Source organism: Kitasatospora sp. NPDC087861 (assembly GCF_044742585.1).
Lineage (GTDB): Bacteria > Actinomycetota > Actinomycetes > Streptomycetales > Streptomycetaceae > Kitasatospora.
In genome coordinates this window covers 349,501-371,171 of sequence record NZ_JBIUUS010000001.1, presented here as the reverse complement: position 1 = coordinate 371,171, position 21,671 = coordinate 349,501, and the positions used below count along the sequence as shown (strand labels likewise).

Here is a 21,671-nt window from a genome sequence, read left to right as displayed (position 1 = left end):
GAGACCGTTGTCGGGACCGACGACAAACACTCATGGCGACGGAATAGATACAAAAAGCGACCTTGTGGAGATCAGATCCCGAGCCCGCGGATGATCAGGTCCAGCAGGGCGAAGACGAACAGCGAGATGCCCACGAACCCGTTGGTCTGGAAGAACGCGCGGTTGAGCTTCGACAGGTCGTTCGGCTTGACGATGGTGTGCTCGTAGATGAACGCCCCCGCGACGACGACCAGGCCGACCCAGAACGCCGCACCGGCGTCCGTCAGGAGCGCGAACCACCCCAGCAGAAGCGTTGTGATGACGTGGCACACCCGCGCGCCCCAGATCGCCGCCGGGATGCCGAAGCGGGCCGGCACCGACCGCACCTTACCGTGCCGGTCGGACTCGACGTCCTGGCAGGCGTAGATGAGGTCGAAGCCACCGATCCACACGCCGACCGCGACGCCCAGCACGACGGCGTCCCACGACCAGGTCCCGGTCACCGCGAGCCAGGCACCCACCGGGCCCATGGCCTGGGCCAGCCCCAGGATGGCCTGCGGGAAGTCGGTGAAGCGCTTGCCGTAGGGGTAGAGCACCATCGGCACGACGGCGACCGGCGCGAGCGCCAGGCAGAGCGGGTTGAGCATCGCCGCCGCGCCGAGGAAGACCACCAGCGCGACGGCCGAACCGAGGTATGCGGTCTTCAACGACACCGCACCCGTGACCAGTTCGCGCGAAGCCGTGCGCGGGTTCCGGGCGTCGATCTCGCGGTCGATGATCCGGTTGGCGGCCATCGCGAAGGTGCGCAGGCCCACCATGCACACGGTGACGACGAACAGTTCGCCCCAGTGCACCCGCTGGTCGGCGAGGAACATGGCCGTCAGCGCGGCGATGTAGGCGAAGGGCAGGGCGAAGACCGAGTGCTCGATCATCACCAGGCGCAGGAAGGCCTTCGTACGCCCCGGGGTCTCGACGGCAACCGTGCTCACAGTCCGTACTCCTTCCAGCGACGGGACACCAGCTCGGCCGTGGCCGGGTCCGAGGAGACCATCTCGGGCCATCCGCCGTCCCGGGTGTAGCCCTCCTCGGGGAGCTTGCGGGTCGCGTCGATGCCCGCCTTGCCGCCCCAGAACTGCTGGTAGGAGGCGTGGTCGAGGTGGTCGACCGGCCCCTCCACCACCGTGAGGTCGCGGCTGTAGTCGACGTTGCCGAAGGCCCGCCAGGCGACCTCCTGGTAGTCGTGCACGTCGCAGTCGGCGTCCACCACGATGATCAGCTTGGTGAGCGACATCATGTGCGCGCCCCAGATGGCGTGCATCGTCTTCTGGGCGTGCTTGGGGTACTTCTTGTCGATCGAGACGATCACGCAGTTGTGGAAGCCGCCGGCCTCGGGCAGGTCGTAGTCGACGATGTCCGGGATGATGATCTTCAGCAGCGGCAGGAAGAACCGCTCGGTGAACTTGCCCAGCGGGCCGTCCTCGGTCGGCGGGCGGCCGACCACGATGGACTGCAGGATCGGACGGCGGCGCATCGTCACGCAGTCGATCTTCAGCGCCGGGAACGGCTCCTGCGGGGTGTAGAAGCCGGTGTGGTCGCCGAACGGGCCCTCGGGGAGCATCTCGCCGGGCTCCAGCCAGCCCTCCAGCACCACCTCGGCGTCGGCCGGGACCTGCAGCGGGACGGTCTTGCAGTCGACCATCTTCACCCGCTCCCCGGCGACGAAGCCGGCGAACAGGTACTCGTCGATGTCGCCGGGCAGCGGCGCGGTGGCCGCGTAGGTGACGGCGGGCGGGCAGCCGAAGGCGATCGCGACCGGCAGCCGCTCGCCCCTGCGGGCCGCCACCGCGTAGTGGTTGCGGCTGTCCTTGTGGATCTGCCAGTGCATGCCGATGGTCCGGCGGTCGTGCCGCTGGAGCCGGTAGAGGCCGAGGTTGCGGATGCCGCTGTCCGGGTCCTTGGTGTGGGTGAGGCCCAGGTTGAAGAAGGACCCGCCGTCCTGCGGCCAGGTGAACAGGGCGGGCAGCTCGTCCAGGTTGACGTCGTCGCCGGTGAGCACGACCTCCTGGACCGGGGCCTCGCCGGGCTTGACCTTCCTCGGCGGCACGTGCGCCATCGAGGCGAGCTTGCCGAAGGCGTCCCGGAACCCGGTGAAGCCGTGCGGAAGTTCGGGCTTGAGCAGGCCGGCGATCTTCTCCGCGACGTCGTCGGGTCCCTTGAGGCCGAGCGACTTGGCAAGGCGCCGCTCGGTGCCGAAGACGTTCATCGCGAGCGGCATCGACGAGCCCTTGACGTTCTCGAAGAGCAGCGCGGGGCCCTTGGCCTTCTGGACCCGGTCGACGATCTCGCCGATCTCCAGGTGCGGGTCCACCTCTGCCTTGATGCGCTTGAGGTCGCCCTCACGGTCCAGTGCCCGGAGGAACGAGCGGAGATCGTCGTATGCCATGCCTGTCAGTATCCGCCACCCGATAGCCTGGCTCGGTCAAGGGCCCCGGGAAGACGCCCGCCACCACCACCGCCGGGGGGAGATCGCCACCGTGCTGAGAATTCTTCTGACCATCATCCTTCCGCTCGCGCTCTGGGTGTGGGCGTTCATCGACTGCCTGACCACGCCCGAGGACCAGGTGAAGCACCTGCCCAAGCCGGTGTGGGTGCTCATCGTGCTGCTGTTCCCGCCGCTGGGCCCGATCGCCTGGCTGGTGGCCGGAAAGCAGCGCGGGCTGCTGCGGACCGGGGCGCCCGGTGCCGCCGACGGCCGCCCCGGCCACCCCGCCGCGCGCGGCGGCCGCCCGCTCGCACCGGACGACGACCCCGAATTCCTCGCCTCGTTGAAGAAGAGCGACAAGGACCACGAGGACATGTTGAAGCGGTGGGAGGCCGATCTGCGCCGCCGCGAGGAGGAGCTGCGGGGCGGGGACGAGCCGGAGGACGGCCGAAAAAGCTGATCGGATCGGCCTGGAAGCTCCCCCGGACAGCCCACCCGGACGGTCTCGGGTGGGCTGCGGCATTTTTGGCGCTTCCCTACGACCGAACGGCCGCTAGCACGGATCGGCACCGGCACCCCGCCGGACTTGAGCGGAGCTTGAGCAAAGCGCAAGAGGACCGGCCTACATTACTGAACGACGGCCCTGACCTGCGCTTTTCTTCATGCTCAGATCATCGGACCATCACCTGACCGACAACCCCCGGTATTCGAGCAGACACCCAGCGCTCCGGCCTCGGCCCGGCCGCTTCTGTGCAGGCCTGACATCTAAACGGACCCGACCTTGTACGGAATCGACGCCGAAACCAACGCACGGCCCCTCGTAGAGTCATAAGTGAAGAAAGTGATTCGCAGCCGGGGGCACAGCAGACGTTGGCTGTCGGACAGTTCCCTCACCCTTGGAGTGGTTCGAGATGACGGTTGTGCATGAGGCGCAGGTCGACGGCGAGGTCCCCGAGGTCCCGGCCGACGCCCGGGGGCGGGTCGCCGAGCTGCACGAACTGCGCGAGAAGGTGCAGCAGGGCCCCAGCGAGAAGGCCACCGAGGCCCAGCACGCGAAGGGCAAGCTGACCGCCCGCGAGCGCATCGCGCTGCTGCTGGACGAGGGCTCCTTCCACGAGGTCGAGCCGCTGCGCCGGCACCGCGCCCAGGGCTTCGGCCTGGAGGCGAAGAAGCCGCACACCGACGGCGTGATCGTCGGCTGGGGCACCGTGCACGGGCGGACCGTCTTCACCTACGCGCACGACTTCCGGATCTTCGGCGGCGCACTGGGCGAGGCCCACGCGCAGAAGATCCACAAGATCATGGACATGGCCATCGCGGCCGGTGCCCCGCTGGTCTCCCTGAACGACGGCGCCGGCGCCCGCATCCAGGAGGGCGTCACCGCCCTCGCCGGCTACGGCGGCATCTTCCAGCGCAACACCCGCGCCTCCGGCGTCATCCCGCAGATCTCCGTCATGCTCGGCCCCTGCGCCGGCGGCGCCGCCTACTCCCCCGCGCTGACCGACTTCGTCTTCATGGTCCGCGAGACCTCCCAGATGTTCATCACCGGCCCCGACGTCGTCCAGGCCGTCACCGGCGAGAAGATCAGCCAGAACGGCCTCGGCGGCGCCGACGTCCACGCCGGCGTCTCCGGCGTCTCCCACTTCGTCTACGACGACGAGCAGTCCTGCATCGAAGAGGTCCGCTACCTCCTCTCGCTCCTGCCCCAGAACAACCGCGAGATGCCGCCCCCCGTCCTCAGCGACGACCCCGTCGAGCGCCGCAACGACAGCCTCCTCGACCTCGTCCCCGCCGACGGCAACCGCCCCTACGACATGCGCAAGGTCATCGAGGAGATCGTCGACCACGGCGAGTACCTCGAAGTCCACGAACGCTGGGCCACCAACGTCCTGTGCGTCCTCGCCCGCATCGACGGCCACGTCACCGGCATCATCGCCAACCAGCCCCAGTCCCTGGCCGGCGTCCTCGACATCAACGCCAGCGAGAAGGCCGCCCGCTTCGTCCAGATGTGCGACGCCTTCAACATCCCCCTGGTCACCATGCTCGACGTCCCCGGCTTCCTGCCCGGCGTCGACCAGGAACACGACGGCATCATCCGCCACGGCGCCAAGCTGCTGTACGCCTACTGCAACGCCACCGTGCCCCGCATCCAGCTGATCCTGCGCAAGGCCTACGGCGGCGCCTACATCGTCATGGACTCCCGCTCCATCGGCGCCGACCTGTCCTACGCCTGGCCCACCAACGAGATCGCCGTCATGGGCGCCGAAGGCGCCGCCAACGTCATCTTCCGCCGCGACATCAACGCCGCCGAAGACCCCGACGCCATGCGCGCCCAGAAGATCAAGGAATACAAGAACGAACTGATGCACCCGTACTACGCGGCCGAACGCGGCCTCGTCGACGACGTCATCGACCCCGCCGAAACCCGCCAGGTGATCGCCTCCGCCCTGGCCATGCTCCGCACCAAGCACGCCGACCTGCCCAGCCGCAAGCACGGCAACCCGCCGATGTAACGGCCCGCGCCCACGCGCGGCCCGCAGCACGCAGTTCAGAGCGACACCACACACCACAGACACCGGGGGAGAAACCAGACAATGACCACTTCCGCCGAACCCCTCGTCCGTATCGTCCGCGGCTCCCTCTCCGACGAGGAGCTGGCCGCCCTCACCGCCGTGCTGATGGCCCGGGCGGCCGTCGCGCAGCAGAACGCCGCGACCGCGCAGGTCGAGCCGATCGCCAACTGGCAGCGCCTGGAGCGCCGTCCGGCCTACTACTCGCCGGTCAGCTGGCAGCAGGCCGCCTGACGGCCCGGAACCACCCGCGACGGCCGGTCACCCCCACCCGGGTGACCGGCCGTCCGGCCTTCCCGGCGGTCGGAACGCGCCGCTACCGGCCGCCCCGGACACCGGGGGTCCGTTGCGCCCCGAAACGGCTCGGTAGAATACCTACTGGACGGTATGCGGCCCGCCGCCCCGTCGGCCCCCATAGGATCGGCCGCTGCCGATGGACCAGAACTATCCAGGGAGGCTGCGATGGCCAGGCAGGCCCGCGCGCTGGCGACCCGCCAGGCGGTACTCCTCGCGGCGGCCGAGGTGTTCGACGAGCGGGGCTATGCCGCCGCCACGATGTCCGAGATCCTGGACCGGGCCGGAGTCACCAAGGGCGCGCTCTACTTCCACTTCCACTCCAAGGAGGAGCTGGCGCTCGCCGTCATCGAGGGACAGGGCGCCTGGCTGTCCACCTGGCAGCCGTCCTCGGACAGCCCGGTGCAGACCCTGATCGACCTCGGCTACGCCTTCGCCCACGCCCTCCAGGACGACCCGCTGGTGCGCGGCAGCATCCGGCTGACGATCGAGCACGGCAGCTTCACCCAGCCGCAGATCGCCGCCTACCAGGGCTGGTCGGACGTCGCCCGCGGACTGCTGGAACGCGCCCGGGACGCCGGGGACCTCCACCCGGGGATCGACCTGGCGGCGGCGGCCGGGGTGATCACCGGGGCCGTCACCGGGATCCAGCTGAGCTCCCAGGTGCTGACCGACCGGCGGGACCTGATCCAGCGGATGTCCGACCTGTGGACGCTGGTGCTGCCCGGCCTGGTCCAGCCGCACGCGCTCGCCCGGCTGAGCGTCGCCGAGCGCGCGCCCTCCTGATCCCCGGGGTCGCTCAGAGCCGGTAGCCGGCGCAGTGCTCCGCCGCCACCAGGGCCGGCAGCGCGGCCACCCAGAGCCGGCCGACGGCCTCCGGCCGGGGCCGGTCGGCCTCCTCGGCGGCGAGCAGCACCTGGCCGGCGGCCACCGCGGTGAGCAGTTCGGCGGCGGCCCGCCGGTCCAGCCCGGGGCGCAGCTCGCCGGCCTCGGCGGCGCGCTCCAGCAGGCGGTGGACGACGGCGGTGAGGCTGCGCCAGGTGGCGTCGGTGCCGGGCAGGCCGTCCGGGGTGCCCGCCCGGGGCGGTCCCTGGCGGCCGATCCGGACGCCGGCCCGGACCACCACGTCCTCCCGCAGCAGCCGGGCGAGTTCGTGCGAGAAGTCGATCAGGCCCTGGAGGGGCGGTCCGCCGGTGCGCAGGGCACGCAGCGCGGCCGAGCCGACCGCGCGCCCGGCGGCGGCGCGCACACCGTCGGCGAGGGCCTGCTTGGACACGAAGTGGAAGTAGAGGGCCCCCTTGCTCACCCCGGCCCGGCGGCTGATGTCGACCAGGCTGGCGGCTTCGAAGCCCACGCCGGCGAAGGTGTCCGCCGCGGCGAGCAGCACGGCCTGCCTGGTCCGCCCCGCGCGTTCCTGCTTGACCACTGGGCCCCTCCGGACTCGGCCGGGCGCGTTCCCCGCCCACCCGGCTGCTGTCAGCGCGCCACTGGTCGGGGGCAGCGCCTCGCATGCGGACGGTGCCGACCGAAACCGCATGGTTGGTATCTAATCTAGCCCCTCGGCTGACCCAGCCGTCCAGCGGGGAGCACCCCTACCCCGGTCCTGCCGCCCCCCGGGCGGCCATTACCCCAGTCCAGGAGCCGGGTAGCGTGGTCGCGCCGGGCTGCGCGGCAGAGGCCACCCCTAGCGCAGAAGAGAAACCGGGTGGTCTGTATGTTTTGTGTCAGGGGCGTCCGTACCGGCCGCTCGACCGCCACCCTGGAGTAGGGCCCGTCATGCCATTGATCGTAGAGCCGGACGCCCACGGTCCGTACGCCCACCCCGGTCCCGGCTATGACTTCCACGAGCGGACCGTCTCCCGCCACCTGGTGCACCGCGCCTCGGTGTCCGAGGTGTTCCTCACCGGCTGGCAGGCCACCGGCCCGTACGACTTCCTGCTCGGCGCCCAGTGGCCCCGGCTGCACGGCTTCTACCGCCTGCCCGGGGACCGCTACCACGACCCGGTGCTGATGGCCGAGACCATCCGGCAGGCCGGGCTGCTGATCGGCCACGCCGGCTTCGGGGTGCCGCGCGGCCACCACTTCGCCATGGAGGACCTCTCCTACGCCCTCGGCCCGGACGGGCTGCGCGGCCTCGCCGTCACCTCCGAACCGGCCTCACTGATGCTCGCGGTCGGCTGCCAGGACGTCCGGATGCGGGACGGCCGGCTGGTCTCGCTGCGGGTGCACATCGAGATATCCCGGGACGGCCGCCCGGTCGGCCACGGCTCCGGCCAGCTGCGGGTGATCTCCCCCTCCTCCTACGCCCGGCTGCGCGGCCCCGCGCGGCAGGCCACCACCCCGCCCCGGCCGCCGGCGCCCACCGCGCCCGAACTCGTCGGCCGTGCGCAGCCGGCGGACGTCGTGCTCAGCCCGACCCTGCGGCCCGACACCTGGCTGCTGCGCACCGACGCCGGGCACCCGGTGCTGTTCGACCACGAGCTGGACCACGTGCCCGGGATGCTGGTGCTGGAGGCCGCCCGGCAGGCCGCCCAGCGGCTGCGCCACCCCGAACCGGTGGTGCCGGTCGAGCTGGTGACCTCCTTCGACCGCTACATCGAGCTGGACCGGCCCTGCCTGGTCCAGGCGGTCCGCGAGCAGGCACCGGACGGCCGCCGGCTGTCCGTCCGGGTGCTGCTGGTCCAGGACGGGCGGACGGCGGCCGACTGCCGGCTGCTCACCGAGCCGCTCGAAGGGCCCGCCGACGGACCGGCCGACCGCCCGGCCGAGGGGGCGACGGTACCCGCCCGGCGGGAGCCCTTCGACGGCCGCCCCGCCGGCCCGGGCCTCGGCAGCCCCCGCCTGCCGCTGGCCAGCTGACGCCCCCTGTCTCGCGGCGCCCGGCGCTACGCGGCGACCAGCGCCGACGGCCGCCCGGCGTGCATCACGCTGAGGTTGGTGGCCAGCCGGACCGGGTCCTGGGTCAGCCAGAGCCGCAGCGCCGCGCCCAGCATCGCGCTGGCCGACTCGATCCGGATCTCGGTGACCTGCGCGATCCGCGCCGCACCGGGCACCAGCAGGTCGGCCAGCGGGGTCGGCAGCCAGACCGTCAGCGCGCACGGCGCCGGCGTGGCCAGGGCGCCGATCAGGCGGTAGGCGTCCCCCGGCGAGCTGAGCGTGGGGATGATGTCCAGCAGGCCGTCGGCCACCACCTCGGACACGTCGCTGCGGTGCCCCTGGGCGAGCCGGCGGAGCAGCATGCGCTCGGCGGCGGTGATTCGGACGGTCAGCATGACCTCGTCGCACTCCATTGCGCGATTTCCTCCTCGTTCCTCCCCGTGCCGGCCGACGGCCGGCACGAACTACCCCTGTCGCACCTCGGCCCGGCTACCTTCTGCGGAGAGCCGGGCCGGTGGGTGACTGTGCGCCCCGGTCAGATCCCCGCGTAGGAGTGCTTGCCGGTGACGAAGATGTTCACGCCGTAGTAGTTGAAGAGCCAGCAGGCGAACGCCGCCAGCGCCAGGTACGCGGCCTTGCGGCCCTTCCAGCCGGCCGTCGCACGGGCGTGCAGGTAGCAGGCGTAGGCGACCCAGGTGATGAAGGACCAGGTCTCCTTCGGGTCCCACTCCCAGTACTTGCCCCAGGCCGCCTCGGCCCAGATCGCGCCCGCGATGATGGTGAAGGTCCAGAGCGGGAAGACCAGCGCGTTGATCCGGTAGGACAGCTTGTCGAAGGTCGACGCGGCGGGCAGGCGGCGCCAGATCGACGCCGGGGTGCCCAGCGGGCCGGTGGTCAGGCCCGCCGCGATGCGCTTGTCGAAGGCGTCCTTGCCGAGGTACAGCAGCGTGGCGATGAACGCCGCGTAGAAGGCGCCGCCGCAGAAGATCGCGGTGGAGACGTGGATCGCCAGCCACGGCGAGTGCAGCGCCGGGACGAGCTGCTCGGAGTCGGTGTACAGCACCGTGGTGGCGATGCCGAGGGTCAGCAGGCCCGCGAGCACGACCGGCAGCCCGAGCCAGCGGACGTTCTTCTTCGAGGCCAGCAGCACCAGGTACGCCGCCGTCATGGCGAAGGCGAAGGCGCAGGAGAACTCGTACATGTTGCCCCACGGCCAGCGGGAGACCGAGAGGCCGCGGGTGACGATGCCGCCGGCGTGCAGCAGCGCCCCCAGCACGGTGAGCGAGACCGCGATCCGGCCGGCCAGGTCGGCCCGCTGGCTGTTGCCGGCCGCGCCCGGACCGTCCACCTCGTCCGCGCCGCGGCCGCTGGTGACCACCGTCGCGCCCTCGCCCGCCAGGGCGGTGCGGGTGAGCGTGGTGGTGCCGCCGCCCGCCCCCGCCACGGTGACGGTGACCCTCTTCGCGCCCTTGGTCTCCGCCGCGGCGACGGTCTCGGCCAGGCTGCCCGACTGCGCCGTGGAGCGGACGGCGACGGCGCCCTTGCTACCGAAGGTCCACTCGAACATGTGGGCGAACATGGCGATCGTGTAGACCACCATCGCCGAATAGATCAGCTTGTTGGAGAGGTCGGCCAGCTGTGGGTCGACCCCCGAGGCGAGATGCACCGTCTACTCCTTGGAGTTCTGGTCGGCAGGGACTGCGGGTTCTGCGGGGGTGTCCGAAGCCGCAGCGGCCTCGGCTGCGGGGCCGTCGGCCGCGGGGTCCTCGGCGTCGTCCTCGTCCTCCGACGCCGGGGCGTCGTCCTGGAGGTCCACCGCGAGTTCGGCCAGCTCCTCGGCGATCTTCGCCGACTCGCTGCGGGCCAGTCCGGCCAGCTCCACCTGGGTGCCGCCGCCCGGCAGGGCCACGGCTCGCACCCAGATCCGGCGGCGCTGGACGAACAGCGAGCCGATCAGGCCGAGGATCGCCAGCACCGCACCGGCCAGGGCGATCGAGTTGCCCGGGCGGTGCGAGACGTTGAAGCTGGCCCACTGCTTGTAGCCGTCGAAGGTGACGGAGCCGTAGCCGTCCGGCAGCGCCCAGGCCTGGCCGGGCTTGAGCCGGGCCTTGGCGGGCTGGCCGTCCTGGGTCAGCTGGGTCAGCTTGCGGGTGTTGAGCTGGTAGATGTTCTGCGGCAGGCCGGAGTCGGTGCCCAGGTCGCCCGCGAAGGCGTTCAGCACCAGCTCGGGGGCGGCGTCGCCGGGGAAGAGCGAGACCGGGCCGGTGCCCTCGAAGCTCAGCGGCGCGGTCGGCAGGAAGAAGCCGGAGAAGCCCATCTGGGTCTTCGCGCCGTCCTTGTCGCCGTAGTCGGAGACCTTGACCACGCCGGTGGAGGTCAGGTTGCTGTCCTGCGGCAGGAACGGCGTGGCGCCGTGGTAGACGACCTCGCCCTTGGCGTTGGTGACGGTGATGACCGGGGCGTAGCCGTGGCCGATCAGGAAGACCTTGCTGCCGCCGATCTCCAGCGGGTGGTTGACCTCGATCGTGCCCTTCGTCAGCCGCGACGTGTCCTCGCCCTTCGCGTACTCGACGTTCGCGGTGAACTGCCGGGCGGCGCCGATCTGGTCGCCCTTGTCCTGGAACTTGGCGGTGAAGCCGTCCAGCTTCAGGAAGAAGGGGTCGAGGTCGTCGCTGCCGTAGAAGCGCGTGCCGTTGAAGTCGTCGAGCTGGGTGATGGTGTTGGAGTAGCCCTCGCCCTCGACCATCAGCTTGCCGCCGGTGCCGGACGCCAGGCTGGCCCAGGCGAAGCCGCCGAGCAGCGCGAACAGCGACATGTGGAAGAGCAGGTTGCCGACCTCGCGCAGGTAGCCCTTCTCGGCGGCCACCGCGCCGCCGGACAGGTTGGCGCGGAACCGGCGCTTGCGCAGCAGCCGGTGGGCGGCGGCGTTCACCGCGTCGGCGTCCGCCTCGGTGCGCCAGGCCGCGTAGACCGGCATCCGGGTCAGGTTGCGCGGCGCGGCCGGCGGCTGGGCCCGCAGCACGCCGACGAACTGCCAGGTGCGCGGGACGATGCAGCCGGCCAGCGAGACGAACAGCAGGATGTAGATCGCGGAGAACCAGACCGAGCTGTAGACGTCGAACAGCTGGAGCTTCTCGTAGATCGGCGCGACCGTGGTGTGCTGCGCCTTCCAGGCCTCGACCTTGAGCTGGCCCTGGCCGTTCTGGTACTGCGGGATCAGCGAGCCCGGGATGGCGGCCAGCGACAGCAGGAAGAGCAGGATCAGCGCGACCCGCATCGAGGTCAGCTGGCGCCACATCCAGCGCGCCCAACCGAACATCCCTATGCCGGTCGGGCCCTCGGACTCGACCGGTGCGGTGCTGAGCCGCTCGGCGGCCGCGTCGTCCGGCGCCAGGGGCAGCTCGGCCTCGGTCGTGGTGTTGCTCACGGTCAGATTCCGATCCGGAAGTCGGTGGTCCAGGACTGCAGTTCGCTCATCATCGAGTCCCAGGCCCCGGTGACGAGCAGCAGACCGACCACGACGAGCATGCCGCCGCCGATCCGCATGACGAGCGGGTAGTGCCGCTTGACCCACCCGAAGGCACCCAGCGCCCGGCGGAAGGCGACCGCAGCCAGGATGAACGGTACGCCCAGGCCGAGGCAGTAGAAGGTCGTCAACAGCGCGCCGCGCTGGGCGTCGGCCTGGTTGAGCGCCAGGTTCTGCACGGCGGTCAGGGTCGGGCCCATGCAGGGGGTCCAGCCGACGCCGAAGACGACGCCGAGCACCGGCGCGCCCAGCAGGCCCACCGCCGGGCGGCGGTGCGAGCGGACCTCGCGCATGCTCAGCCCGGGCACCAGGCCCATGAAGGCCAGGCCCATCACGATGGTGAGCGAGCCCAGCACGATGCTGATGGTCCGCTTGTAGTCCTGCAGCTCCTGGCCGAAGTAGCCGAACAGGGCGCCGGTGGAGACGAAGACCGCGGTGAAGCCGAGGATGAACAGCACCACCCCGAGCAGCATCCGGCCGCGCTTCGAACCGCGGGCGTCCGCGAGGTCGGCGGCGGAGAATCCGGTCACGTACGACAGGTAGCCGGGCACCAGCGGCAGCACGCACGGTGAGAAGAACGACACCAGCCCGGCCGCCAGCGCGACCGGGGCCGCGACCAGCAGGGCCCCGCTCTGCATGGTCGAGGTGGTGTCGGCGAGTTGGAGTGCGGCACTCACTGCTTCTGCTCCGCGACCACGGGCTGGAGGATCGACTCCAGCGCGTCCTCGGTCGTGCCGCCGACGGCGCGGGCGGCCAGCTTGCCGTCGCGGTCGACGATCAGGGTGGTCGGGATGGACTGCGGGTTGAGGCTGCCCTTGGGGAACTTGAGCAGCTGGGTGCCGGCCGGGTCGAAGACGCTCGGGAAGGTGACGCCCTGCTCCTGCTCGAAGCGGACGGCGTTGGTCTTGTCGGCGTCCCGGGTGTTGATGCCGAGGAACTGGACGCCCTGGTCCTGGTACTTCTCCGAGACGGCCTGGAGGCTCTTCGCCTCGGCCCGGCACGGCCCGCACCAGGAGCCCCAGACGTTCAGCACCACGACCTTGCCGCGGTAGTCCGAGAGCTTGGCCTGGCCGCCCTCCAGGGTCTCCCCCGAGATGTCCGGCGCGTTCCCGCGCTTGCCGGTGTCCGCCTTCGACAGGTTGGTCCCCTTGACGGTGACGAAGCCGACCTGGCTCTCACCGCTGCTCGACGAGCCCGAGGAGGAGCAGCCGGTGAGGGCGAGCGCAGCGGCAGCGGCGGTGGCGGCTGCGGCTGCTGCGACACGGGGACGGGGGCGCGTCATGGCAGACATGTGAAAAGTTTCGCATGGAGGTCCGGGCGGGTTCGGGGGGGTCCGCTCTAGCGCGTCGCACCACCCCTGACCTGCGGCTGGACCAGACCACCCGGCGTGCGCCGGGCGGCCTGACCCCATACTTACGCACCGCTTACGCTACGTGCGCGCGGGCGTGCGAGCCTGCCTCAGGCGCCGAAGCTCTTGCCCACCGGCTTGTCCTTGCCGCCCTTGCCGATCAGGTGTGCGGGCAGCAGGTCGCGGGCCGGTTCGCGGTAGCCGACCGAGACGATCTTGTCGCCCTCGAAGGTGAAACTGGTCAGCGAGGCCAGCGAGCACTGCCGGCGGCGCGGGTCGTGCCAGAGCCGGCGGCGCTCGACGAAGGAGCGGACGACCCAGATCGGCAGCTGGTGGCTGACGCAGACCGCCTCGTGCCCGCGCGCGGCGTCCCGGGCGGCGCCGAGCGCGCCCATCATCCGCACCACCTGGTCGAGGTACGGCTCGCCCCAGGAGGGCTTGAACGGGTTGGTGAGGTACTTCCAGTAGCCCGGGTTCTTCAGCGAGCCGTCGCCGACGCCGAAGGTCTTGCCCTGGAAGATGTTGTCCGCCTCGATCAGCCGCTCGTCCGCCGCGACGTCCAGGCCGAGTGCCTTGGCGATCGGCCCGGCGGTCTCCTGGGCCCGCTCCAGCGGGGACGCCACCACGTGGGTGATGTCCCGGCCGGCCAGGTCCTCGGCGACCCGCTCGGCCATCTCCCGGCCCAGCTCGGACAGCCGGTAGCCCGGCAGGCGCCCGTACAGGATGCCCTCCGGGTTGTGCACCTCCCCGTGCCGCATCAGATGGACGACGGTGATCTCTTTGGCGCTCACTTCTCAGTACTCCTGGGGCTCGCAGGGATGGACTAGGCCGTGGCCGCGGCGGCCGCGCGGGCGGCGGCCGGCAGGGCGGCGGCGATCCGCTCGATCGCCCGCTCGTCGTGGCTCGCCGAGACGAACCAGGACTCGTAGGCGGACGGCGGCAGGTAGACGCCCTCGGCGAGCATCGCGTGGAAGAAGGCGGTGAAACGGTACGCCTCCTGGGTCTTGGCCTCGTCGTAGTTGGTGACGGCGGCCTCGGTGAAGAACACCGAGAACATGTTCCCGGCGGTCTGCAGCCGGTGCGTCACGCCCTCCTTGGCGAGTGCCTGCGACACCAGGCCGGAGACCTCGGCGGCGACCTTGTCGACGGTCGCGTACACCTCGTCGGTGCAGCCGCGCAGCTGGGCCAGGCCGGCCGCGGTGGCGATCGGGTTCCCGGACAGGGTGCCCGCCTGGTAGACCGGGCCGGCCGGGGCCAGGTGGGCCATCACGTCGGCGCGCCCGCCGAAGGCCGCGGCCGGGAAGCCGCCGCCCATGACCTTGCCGAAGGTCAGCAGGTCCGGCGCCCAGCCCTCGTTCGCCGCCTCCAGGCCGTACCAGCCGGCCTTGGAGACGCGGAACCCGGTCATCACCTCGTCCGAGATGAACAGCGCGCCGTTCGCCTGGCAGAGCCGGGCCAGGCCCGCGTTGAAACCGGGCAGCGGCGGGACGACGCCCATGTTGCCGGGCGAGGCCTCGGTGATCACGCACGCGATCTCGCCCGGGTGGGCGGCGAAGGCCCGCTCGACGGCGGCCAGGTCGTTGTACGGCAGCACGATGGTGTCGCCGGCCTGGGCGCCGGTGACGCCCGGGGTGTCCGGCAGGCCGAAGGTGGCCACGCCGGAACCGGCGGCGGCCAGCAGGGCGTCCACGTGACCGTGGTAGCAGCCGGCGAACTTCACCACCTTCGCCCGGCCGGTGAAGCCGCGGGCCAGCCGGATCGCGGACATGGTGGCCTCGGTGCCGGAGGAGACCAGGCGGACCTGCTCGACCGGGGCGACCCGGCCGACGATCTCCTCGGCCAGCTCGACCTCGCCCTGGCCGGGCGTGCCGAAGGAGGTACCGCGGGTGACCGCCTGCTGGACGGCGTCGATCACCGCGGGGTGCGCGTGGCCGAGGATCATCGGACCCCACGAGCACACCAGGTCGACGTACTCGCGGCCGTCGGCGTCGGTGAGGTAGGGGCCGGTGCCGGACACCATGAAGCGCGGCGTGCCGCCGACCGCGCGGAAGGCGCGCACCGGGGAGTTGACGCCGCCGGGCGTCACGACGGAGGCGCGGTCGAACAGCGACTGGGACTTGGGGGCTTCGTAGGGGTAGCTCACGGGAGACATGGTCTCAAATCGTGTCCTTGAGCTCTGCATGTCGGACCCGATCATCTGGAACGATGATCCGGGCACCGTTGTCTGTACGGTTGTCCATAGGGAAGGGGCCGCTGACTGCTCCGGAGCACGGACCAGTCAGACTGTGTACTCAGAGTGCGCAGGTGCTCCGGTTGTGTGCAGGGGTGTGGAGAGGACTGCCGCGTACCGCGGGTGGGTACGGCGGCGCATGACGGGTAAGGAGCACGTCCGGCGGGATGCCGGACGTGCGGGGGTCTGTCGATTCCGGCGAATTCCGGTGAGGATGGTCCGAGTGTCCGAGGCGCAGGACGGCTACGACGAGGCCGCGGGGGGCTCCCGCAGGCCCACCGAAGCCGGACGCGGGGGTACGGGAGCGGGTACGGGTCGTGGCCGCCGCGGCGGCGAGAGGCGGGGTGAGGGACGCGTGGGGGTGACGTACAAGTACTTCGGCGCACCCGACCGCGCCACCGCCGCCAGAGTCCCCACCGCCCTCGGCCCCGGCGGGCTCGGCCTGGACGCCGGCGAACTCGGCTCGCTCGGGCGGCTGGGCGACCTGATGGAGACCAGCGGCTCCCCCAACGGCCACCTCTCCACCAAGATCAAGCCGGAGACCATGAGCGCCATGGTCCTCACCGGCATCCAGGGCGTCCCGCTGCACCAGGTGCCGCCGCTGGAACTCGTCGTGCTGCACCCCGACTACGCCGTCGTCCAGCTCCCGCAGAACGTCGTCGAGCCGCTCCGCAAGGCCGACGAGACCGAGCTCGGCGCCGCGGCCTTCATCTGGTCCACCGTCCCCGACCGGCGCGGACCGCGCGACGCCTTCGTGATCTACAGCATGCTGCACGAGTGGCAGGACTTCGCCAACCGGCTGCACGACGCCGGGCACCAGCTGTACTGCCTGGTCTGGCCCTGAGTTCCGGGCTTCGAGCCCCGAGCCGCACGCCCTTCACCCCGACCGCTGAACGTTGGCCGAGGCAAGGAGACTTGACGCGGCGTCACCCGCGCTGGGCCGCCGGCCGCAGGACCGCCGCCGCCAGCAGCAGCGCCGCGGTGAGCAGGCCGGCGGCGGTCGCGAAGGCGAGCCGGAAGCCGCCGGTCAGGGCGTCCGCGGTGGAGTGTCCGGCGGCGGCCAGGACGGCGGTGCGGCCGTTGGCGAGGGTGGTGAGGACGGCGACGCCGAGTGCGCCGCCGATCTGCTGGCTGGTGTTGAACAGCCCCGAGGCGGCGCCCGCGTCCGCCGGTCCGGCGCCCGACATGCCCAGCACCGCGAGCGTGGACAGCACCAGCCCGCCGCCCCCGATGAGCAGCATGGTCGGCAGCAGGTGGACGGCGTAGTCGGCGTCGGTCGGCAGCCGGACCAGCAGACCGAGTGCCGCGACCAGCAGGGCGAGGCCGGCGAGCAGCACGGCGCGCTCGCCGAAGCGGGCGCTCAGCCGGGCGGAGAGCAGCAGCGACACCGCGCCGATGGCGACCGCGGCCGGCAGCATCGCGAGGCCGGTAGCGGCGGCGCCGTAGCCGAGCACGTTCTGCGCGTACAGGGCGACCAGGATCTGGAACGCGAACATCCCGGAGATGGTCAGGATCTGGACCAGGTTGGCGCCGGAGACGTTGCGGGAGCGGAACATCCGCAGCGGCAGCAGCGGGTGCGCGGCCCGCGACTCGTGGAACAGGAACGCGGCCAGCAGGCCGAGGGCCAGCACGCCGAGGCCGAGCGTGCGGGCGGAGGCCCAGCCGTGCTCGCCGGTGCCGACGATGGCGTAGACGCCGAGCATCAGGGCGGCGGTGATCAGCGCGGCGCCGGCCGCGTCGGCGCCGGCCCGCAGGCCGGGGCCGCGTTCGGCGTCCAGCACCCGGACGGCGAGCAGGGTGGCGACGAGACCGAGCGGCAGGTTGATCAGGAAGATCCAGTGCCAGTCGAGGGCCTCGGTGAGCACGCCGCCGAGCACCTGGCCGATCGAGGCGCCGGCCGCGCCGACGAAGCTGAACGCGCCGATCGCGCGGCCGCGTTCGCGCGGTTCCGGGAAGAGCGTGACGATCATGCCGAGGCTGACCGAGGAGGCCAGCGCGCCGCCGACGCCCTGGAGGAAGCGGGCGGCGATGAGCGGGCCGGGGCCGGGGGCGACCGCGCACAGCAGCGAGGCGGCGGTGAAGACGGTGAGGCCGGTGACGAAGACCCTCTTGCGGCCGATCAGGTCGCCGAGCCGTCCGGCGAGCAGGAGCAGGCCGCCGAAGGCGATCAGGTAGGCGTTGACGGTCCAGGTCAGGCCGGCGGGCGAGAAGCCGAGGTCCTGCTGGATGGCCGGCAGGGCGACGGTGACGATCGAGCCGTCCAGGACGATCATCAGCATTCCCGCGCAGAGCACCACCAGGGCGAGCGTGCGGGAGCGGGCGAGGGCCGAGGGCGCCGGAGCGGGCGCGGTCGGGGCGTGCGTGGTCATGGCGGGTCTCCCGGTTCGTCGAGTACCGGATGAGACGCTATCAGATTGTTTTGTTCGGGACTATCTATCTCAGGAGCAACTTCCGGGCGTGGCTCAGCCCCGGGCACGACGCGCCCGCCGCACCGTCCGTTCGCTCTCCACCGGCTCCGCCAGATGCCCGTCCACCAGGCGCGTCAGCGCCGACACGAACGCCTCCCGCTCCGACCCCGGCAGCGACTCCAGCACCTCCCGGTGCACCCGGTCGGCGATCGCGGTGCCCTGCTCGACGGCGCGCACACCGGCCTCGGTGACGGAGATGATCCGGGCCCGGCGGTCGGTCGCGGACGGGCGGCGCTCGGCCAGGCCCGCCTTCTCCAGCTCGTCCACGGTGACCACCATGGTGGTCTTGTCCAGGTCCGACAGCTCGGCCAGCTGGATCTGGGTGCGCTCGGCCTCCTGCGCGTGGAACAGCACGCAGTACGCGCGGGGGGTGATCCCGAGCTCGGTGAAGGCGGCCGCCATCCGGGTCGCCAGGACGTGGCTCGCGTGGTCCAGCAGGCCGGAGAGGTCGCTGATCTGGCGCAGGGGCGGGGTCGTCGTCATACGTCCGAGGTTAGCAACGGCCGTCCACTGTCGGATGATCCCGTTGTCAACCAACGCCGGGTCTACGGAATGCCCAACTCGAACAGCGCATACCCGGCGTACCAACCCGCCGCCAGCACCGGCATCGCGAACAACCCGACCAGCGAGGACGTCCGCACCCGGCGCAGCGCCACCGCCAGGCCGATGAACAGGGGGAAGGCCGGCAGCAGGTAGCGCGAGATGTTGCCGAAGATCTGGTTGCTGCTCAGCGCGGTGGCGATGGTGAGCGCCGTGTAGACCACCAGCACCAGCGGCGGCCGGGCGCGCCACAGCAGCACCAGCAGGCCGGGCAGGGCGATCAGCAGGGCGATCGCGATCAGGTCCGGGACGGGGTTGGACTGCCAGAAGTCCCAGTGCCCGGTGATCACGTCCATGACCGTCCGGACCGTGGAGGCACCGCCGTCGAAGTACCGGTTCCAGGCACCCCGCTGCAGCTTGAAGTAGCCGCCCCAGTCGCCCATCCGGTAGCCGACCCAGGCGACGTACCCGATCAGGCCCCACGGGGTGATCAGCATCGCGGTCAGCGGCCTGGCCACCCCGTCGGTGCGCCGGATCAGCGCCACCAGCGCGGCGATCGAGACGGCGGCGATCAGCACGGCGGCGGTCGGCCGGTTGAGGCCGGCCACCAGCGCCAGCAGGCCGGCCGCCAGCCAGCGGCGGGTCATCACGCAGTAGCAGGCCCAGGCGGACAGCGCGACGAACAGCGAGTCCGAGTAGACCGCCCACTCCACGCCCGAACCCGGGAACAGGCCCCAGATCACCGCGGCGATCACGCCCGCCCGGAAGCCGCCGAGCCGCTCGGCGACCGCGAAGATCCCCGCCGCCGCGACGAGCGAGGCGACCACCGAGACCACGATCCCGGAGCCGTACGGGCCGAGCCCGGTGACCGCGCCGACCAGCCGCATCAGCCACGGGTAGAGCGGGAAGAAGGCGGCCGAGTTCTCGTAGTAGGTGGCCAGCGGCCAGCCGTGCAGCGGGATCAGCTGCGGGTCGTACCCGTTCTCGGCGATCCGCTGGTACCAGACGCCGTCCCAGGTGCCCAGGACGTCCCACGGCTGGGCGCCGCCGCCGCGGCCCGGCTGCTTCTTCAGGTAGTCCCCGGTGTGCGACAGCAGCATCATGAAGACCGTCAGGCCGGTGGCCTTGACCACCGCGTACGCGCCGAGCGCGGGCGCGAAGCGGTTCACCAGGGCGCCGAACCGCCCGGGCGCCCGGCCCTCCGCCTGCTCGGGCCGCTCCGCCTCCGGCGCGGCGGGCAGACCGGGATCGGTGCTGGACGACTCGGTGCTCGATGCCGTGCTCATCTGCTCTGGGTACTCCCCGCCCCGCTGGTGGTCCGCGCGGCTACGGCGCAGCGATTTTTCAGGTGAGCCTACGGCACACCCCCACCAGCCCCGCGAACGGCCGCCCATCCCCGAAACCCCGTGGCGCCGCCGTACCCGGTGGGTGGGGGTGTCGCCGCCCGGGTGGGGGCGGCGACGGGGTGAGGCGGGTCAGCTGTGGAGGTAGACGATGCCGAGTTTGGTGAGCTGCCAGAGCTGGGCGGGGGCGCCGGTGTCGGTGGCGAGTTCGGCGTAGGGGTTGCCCTTGGCGTCGAGGGTGGTGCCGGGGGCGATCACCTTGGTCGGGTCCTGGGAGTCGGCGATCTTGTAGCGGCCGCCGCCGGCCGGCTTGAGGACCCAGTGCTGGTTGCCGCCGCCGTTGCAGCGCCACTGCTGGATCCGGGTGCCGGTGGCGGTGGAGGCGGCGTTGGCGTCCAGGCACATGCCCCGGTTGCCGCTGAAGTCGAGCTCGTAGCTGCCGCCGTCCTTGGCCTCCAGGACGAAGGACTGGTTGAGCCCGCCGGTGGCCGGATAGGTGATGGCGGCCCGGCCGTCGGTGGAGTCGCCGTAGGTGCCGCCGCCGGTGAGGTCGAGCACGGTGCCGGACGCCGCGTTGGTGAGCTGGTACCAGGAGCCGTCCTCGGGGACGTCCCCGAACGGCTGCCCGGGGGTGAGGGGCTGGATGGCGGTGGTGTTCTGCTGATTGAGCGTGCAGTAGGCCTGCGCCAGTTCGGGCTTGGCGAAGAACTGGCCGAGGCAGACGCCCTCGCCGCGGTAGCCGGCCACCCGCAGGTGGTACGACTGGCGGATCATGTTCATGCACAGGCCGGGGATGCCGATCTGCGAGTCGCAGCCGTTGCGTGCCCACTCGGAGAGGTTGATGACGTCCCCGTTGGTGTACTCGTACGGGGAGCTGGTCCACTCCGCGCAGACCTCGTGCCCGAAGGCGACCCGCCGCTGGTCGAGGTAGCGCACGCCGGGCACCTGCTCGGCGGCCCCGCGCAGCGCGTCACTGAACGTCGGCACCACCCAGTTGTGGCCCCAGGCGAGATCCTCGGGGAAGGCCGGACAGCCGTCGGTGATCTTGCCGAGGTAGTCGTTGCGCCGGATGTCCGGGGTGATCGGATTGAAGTACGACTGGTAGACCAGCTGGTACGAGGAGTCGGCGTAGCCCGCCTTCCGCATGGTCTGCCGGATGTTCTGGAGCGCCGCGACCACCTTCGGCTGGACCCGCTTGGCGCGCTGGACGATCTCGTCGCTGCCGATGGTGTCGCGGCAGCCCTGGCTCTTGGGGATCGGGAAGTACTGCGCGAGGCAGTTCATCATGATCCCGCTGAAGTCGAAGTCGTCGTTGGCGCCGATCGTGACGACGACCATCTTCACGTCGTACTTGCCCGCCGTGTCGGCGAGTTTGACGTCCTGCTTGGGCTCACCGAAGTCGCCGCTGCCGGAGCCGGTGATCTTGGCGAGCTCCGGGTCGCTGACCAGGTCGCCGGTCTGGGCGCCGGAACAGGCGAGGTCGATCGGGGTGACCCCGGGGATGTCAGTGACGAAGATCTCCGACTTCGGGTGCCGGTGGCAGTAGTTGGTGGGGCTGTCGGTCTCCGGGAAGTAGCCGTCACCGGTGTCGGTGCCGGCCCCCTCCCCGGAGATGGCGCTGTCGCCGAGGGCGACGATCGCGGCCGGGCGGGTGGCGCCGGCCGTCGGGGCGGGGTCGGCCAGCGCGGCGGGGGCGCCGGCCAGGCCGAGGGTGGCGACGAGGACGCCGGTGGCGAGCAGCGCGGCGTACGGGGAACGGCGCGCCACCGTCCGGGGGCGCCGGGCCGCTGGTATTCGGGACCTGATCACACGCGACTCCTTGCGGGGGGGGTGGGAGCCGCCCGGCCGGGGGCGCCGAGCGGCGCGGAGCAAGAAAGGTGAGCAGGTCTCACATCCTAGGTACTGACAAGTAATGCAACAAGGCTTGTGACAACGCCGGACACTGACGCCACGGCACAGCTCCGGACATGCTGAGAGCCGCCGCCCCGCGCCCCAGGAGGGAAGCGCGGAACGG

20 protein-coding genes are annotated in these 21,671 nt (G+C 71.5%); 6 read left to right on the top strand and 14 right to left on the bottom strand.

The features are described from left to right. Window positions 1–71: 71 nt before the first annotated feature. On the bottom strand, window positions 72–968 hold the full coding sequence (mqnP, locus tag ACIOJE_RS01630; protein ID WP_400772621.1) for a menaquinone biosynthesis prenyltransferase MqnP: 897 nt from the start codon (window positions 966–968) through the stop codon (window positions 72–74). Beyond that, window positions 965–2,422: a menaquinone biosynthesis decarboxylase gene (locus ACIOJE_RS01625; protein WP_280675389.1), complete on the bottom strand. Its 1,458-nt coding sequence runs from the start codon at window positions 2,420–2,422 to the stop codon at window positions 965–967. Before ACIOJE_RS01625 ends, mqnP begins: the two co-directional genes overlap by 4 nt. 91 nt (window positions 2,423–2,513) lie before the next feature. Here ACIOJE_RS01625 and ACIOJE_RS01620 point away from each other — a divergent pair, with 91 nt between their 5' ends. From ACIOJE_RS01620 to ACIOJE_RS01605, 4 genes are all read left to right on the top strand, one after another. Continuing rightward, window positions 2,514–2,921 (top strand): PLD nuclease N-terminal domain-containing protein, encoded by a 408-nt coding sequence (locus ACIOJE_RS01620; RefSeq protein ID WP_280675391.1) that lies wholly within the window; start codon window positions 2,514–2,516, stop codon window positions 2,919–2,921. Between the two features lie 451 nt (window positions 2,922–3,372). After that, complete coding sequence (locus ACIOJE_RS01615; protein WP_280675393.1) at window positions 3,373–4,974, top strand: acyl-CoA carboxylase subunit beta; 1,602 nt, start codon at window positions 3,373–3,375, stop codon at window positions 4,972–4,974. Between the two features lie 81 nt (window positions 4,975–5,055). Beyond that, window positions 5,056–5,265 (top strand): acyl-CoA carboxylase subunit epsilon, encoded by a 210-nt coding sequence (locus ACIOJE_RS01610; protein ID WP_280675395.1) that lies wholly within the window; start codon window positions 5,056–5,058, stop codon window positions 5,263–5,265. A gap of 228 nt (window positions 5,266–5,493) precedes the next feature. Beyond that, entirely contained in the window at window positions 5,494–6,111 is a 618-nt protein-coding gene (locus tag ACIOJE_RS01605; protein ID WP_400772618.1) for a ScbR family autoregulator-binding transcription factor, read from the top strand. 13 nt (window positions 6,112–6,124) lie between these two features. Here ACIOJE_RS01605 and ACIOJE_RS01600 read toward each other — a convergent pair whose 3' ends face one another. Then, window positions 6,125–6,751, bottom strand: coding sequence for a ScbR family autoregulator-binding transcription factor (locus ACIOJE_RS01600; RefSeq protein ID WP_280675399.1), 627 nt, complete (start codon window positions 6,749–6,751; stop codon window positions 6,125–6,127). Window positions 6,752–7,101: 350 nt separating this feature from the next. On the opposite strand from ACIOJE_RS01600, the gene ACIOJE_RS01595 reads away from it, so the two are divergent. Further along, on the top strand, window positions 7,102–8,184 hold the full coding sequence (locus tag ACIOJE_RS01595; RefSeq protein WP_280675401.1) for a ScbA/BarX family gamma-butyrolactone biosynthesis protein: 1,083 nt from the start codon (window positions 7,102–7,104) through the stop codon (window positions 8,182–8,184). 26 nt (window positions 8,185–8,210) lie between these two features. Here ACIOJE_RS01595 and ACIOJE_RS01590 read toward each other — a convergent pair whose 3' ends face one another. The 7 genes from ACIOJE_RS01590 to hemL all read right to left on the bottom strand — a co-directional run bounded on the left by ACIOJE_RS01590 (window position 8,211) and on the right by hemL (window position 15,228). After that, window positions 8,211–8,615, bottom strand: coding sequence for a hypothetical protein (locus ACIOJE_RS01590; protein WP_280675403.1), 405 nt, complete (start codon window positions 8,613–8,615; stop codon window positions 8,211–8,213). Between the two features lie 122 nt (window positions 8,616–8,737). Next, window positions 8,738–9,868 carry a c-type cytochrome biogenesis protein CcsB gene (gene ccsB / locus ACIOJE_RS01585; protein ID WP_280675406.1) on the bottom strand — a complete coding sequence of 377 codons (1,131 nt, stop codon included), beginning with the start codon at window positions 9,866–9,868 and terminating at the stop codon, window positions 8,738–8,740. A gap of 3 nt (window positions 9,869–9,871) precedes the next feature. Continuing rightward, window positions 9,872–11,629 carry a cytochrome c biogenesis protein ResB gene (locus ACIOJE_RS01580; RefSeq protein WP_400772615.1) on the bottom strand — a complete coding sequence of 586 codons (1,758 nt, stop codon included), beginning with the start codon at window positions 11,627–11,629 and terminating at the stop codon, window positions 9,872–9,874. A 2-nt stretch (window positions 11,630–11,631) separates the two neighbouring features. Continuing rightward, window positions 11,632–12,366 (bottom strand): cytochrome c biogenesis CcdA family protein, encoded by a 735-nt coding sequence (locus tag ACIOJE_RS01575; RefSeq protein WP_280675787.1) that lies wholly within the window; start codon window positions 12,364–12,366, stop codon window positions 11,632–11,634. 35 nt (window positions 12,367–12,401) lie between these two features. Beyond that, window positions 12,402–13,010: a TlpA disulfide reductase family protein gene (locus ACIOJE_RS01570; protein WP_280675410.1), complete on the bottom strand. Its 609-nt coding sequence runs from the start codon at window positions 13,008–13,010 to the stop codon at window positions 12,402–12,404. A gap of 176 nt (window positions 13,011–13,186) precedes the next feature. Further along, window positions 13,187–13,834, bottom strand: coding sequence for a histidine phosphatase family protein (locus ACIOJE_RS01565; RefSeq protein WP_400772813.1), 648 nt, complete (start codon window positions 13,832–13,834; stop codon window positions 13,187–13,189). A gap of 65 nt (window positions 13,835–13,899) precedes the next feature. After that, the gene (gene hemL, locus ACIOJE_RS01560; protein WP_400772613.1) at window positions 13,900–15,228 is read right to left on the bottom strand and encodes a glutamate-1-semialdehyde 2,1-aminomutase; all 1,329 of its coding nucleotides are present in this window, start codon (window positions 15,226–15,228) and stop codon (window positions 13,900–13,902) included. 292 nt (window positions 15,229–15,520) lie between these two features. On the opposite strand from hemL, the gene ACIOJE_RS01555 reads away from it, so the two are divergent. Beyond that, window positions 15,521–16,150, top strand: a complete 630-nt coding sequence (locus ACIOJE_RS01555) for a hypothetical protein (RefSeq protein WP_400668801.1) — start codon at window positions 15,521–15,523, stop codon at window positions 16,148–16,150. 82 nt (window positions 16,151–16,232) lie between these two features. On the opposite strand, the gene ACIOJE_RS01550 is transcribed toward ACIOJE_RS01555, so the two are convergent. The 4 genes from ACIOJE_RS01550 to ACIOJE_RS01535 form a co-directional block, all read right to left on the bottom strand. Beyond that, window positions 16,233–17,675, bottom strand: a complete 1,443-nt coding sequence (locus tag ACIOJE_RS01550) for an MFS transporter (RefSeq protein ID WP_400772611.1) — start codon at window positions 17,673–17,675, stop codon at window positions 16,233–16,235. Between the two features lie 93 nt (window positions 17,676–17,768). After that, window positions 17,769–18,257, bottom strand: coding sequence for a MarR family winged helix-turn-helix transcriptional regulator (locus tag ACIOJE_RS01545; RefSeq protein ID WP_400772610.1), 489 nt, complete (start codon window positions 18,255–18,257; stop codon window positions 17,769–17,771). A gap of 62 nt (window positions 18,258–18,319) precedes the next feature. After that, window positions 18,320–19,600, bottom strand: a complete 1,281-nt coding sequence (locus tag ACIOJE_RS01540) for a glycosyltransferase family 39 protein (RefSeq protein ID WP_280675422.1) — start codon at window positions 19,598–19,600, stop codon at window positions 18,320–18,322. Window positions 19,601–19,789: 189 nt separating this feature from the next. After that, complete coding sequence (locus ACIOJE_RS01535; protein WP_280675424.1) at window positions 19,790–21,466, bottom strand: RICIN domain-containing protein; 1,677 nt, start codon at window positions 21,464–21,466, stop codon at window positions 19,790–19,792. Between the last annotated feature and the right edge of the window lie 205 nt (window positions 21,467–21,671).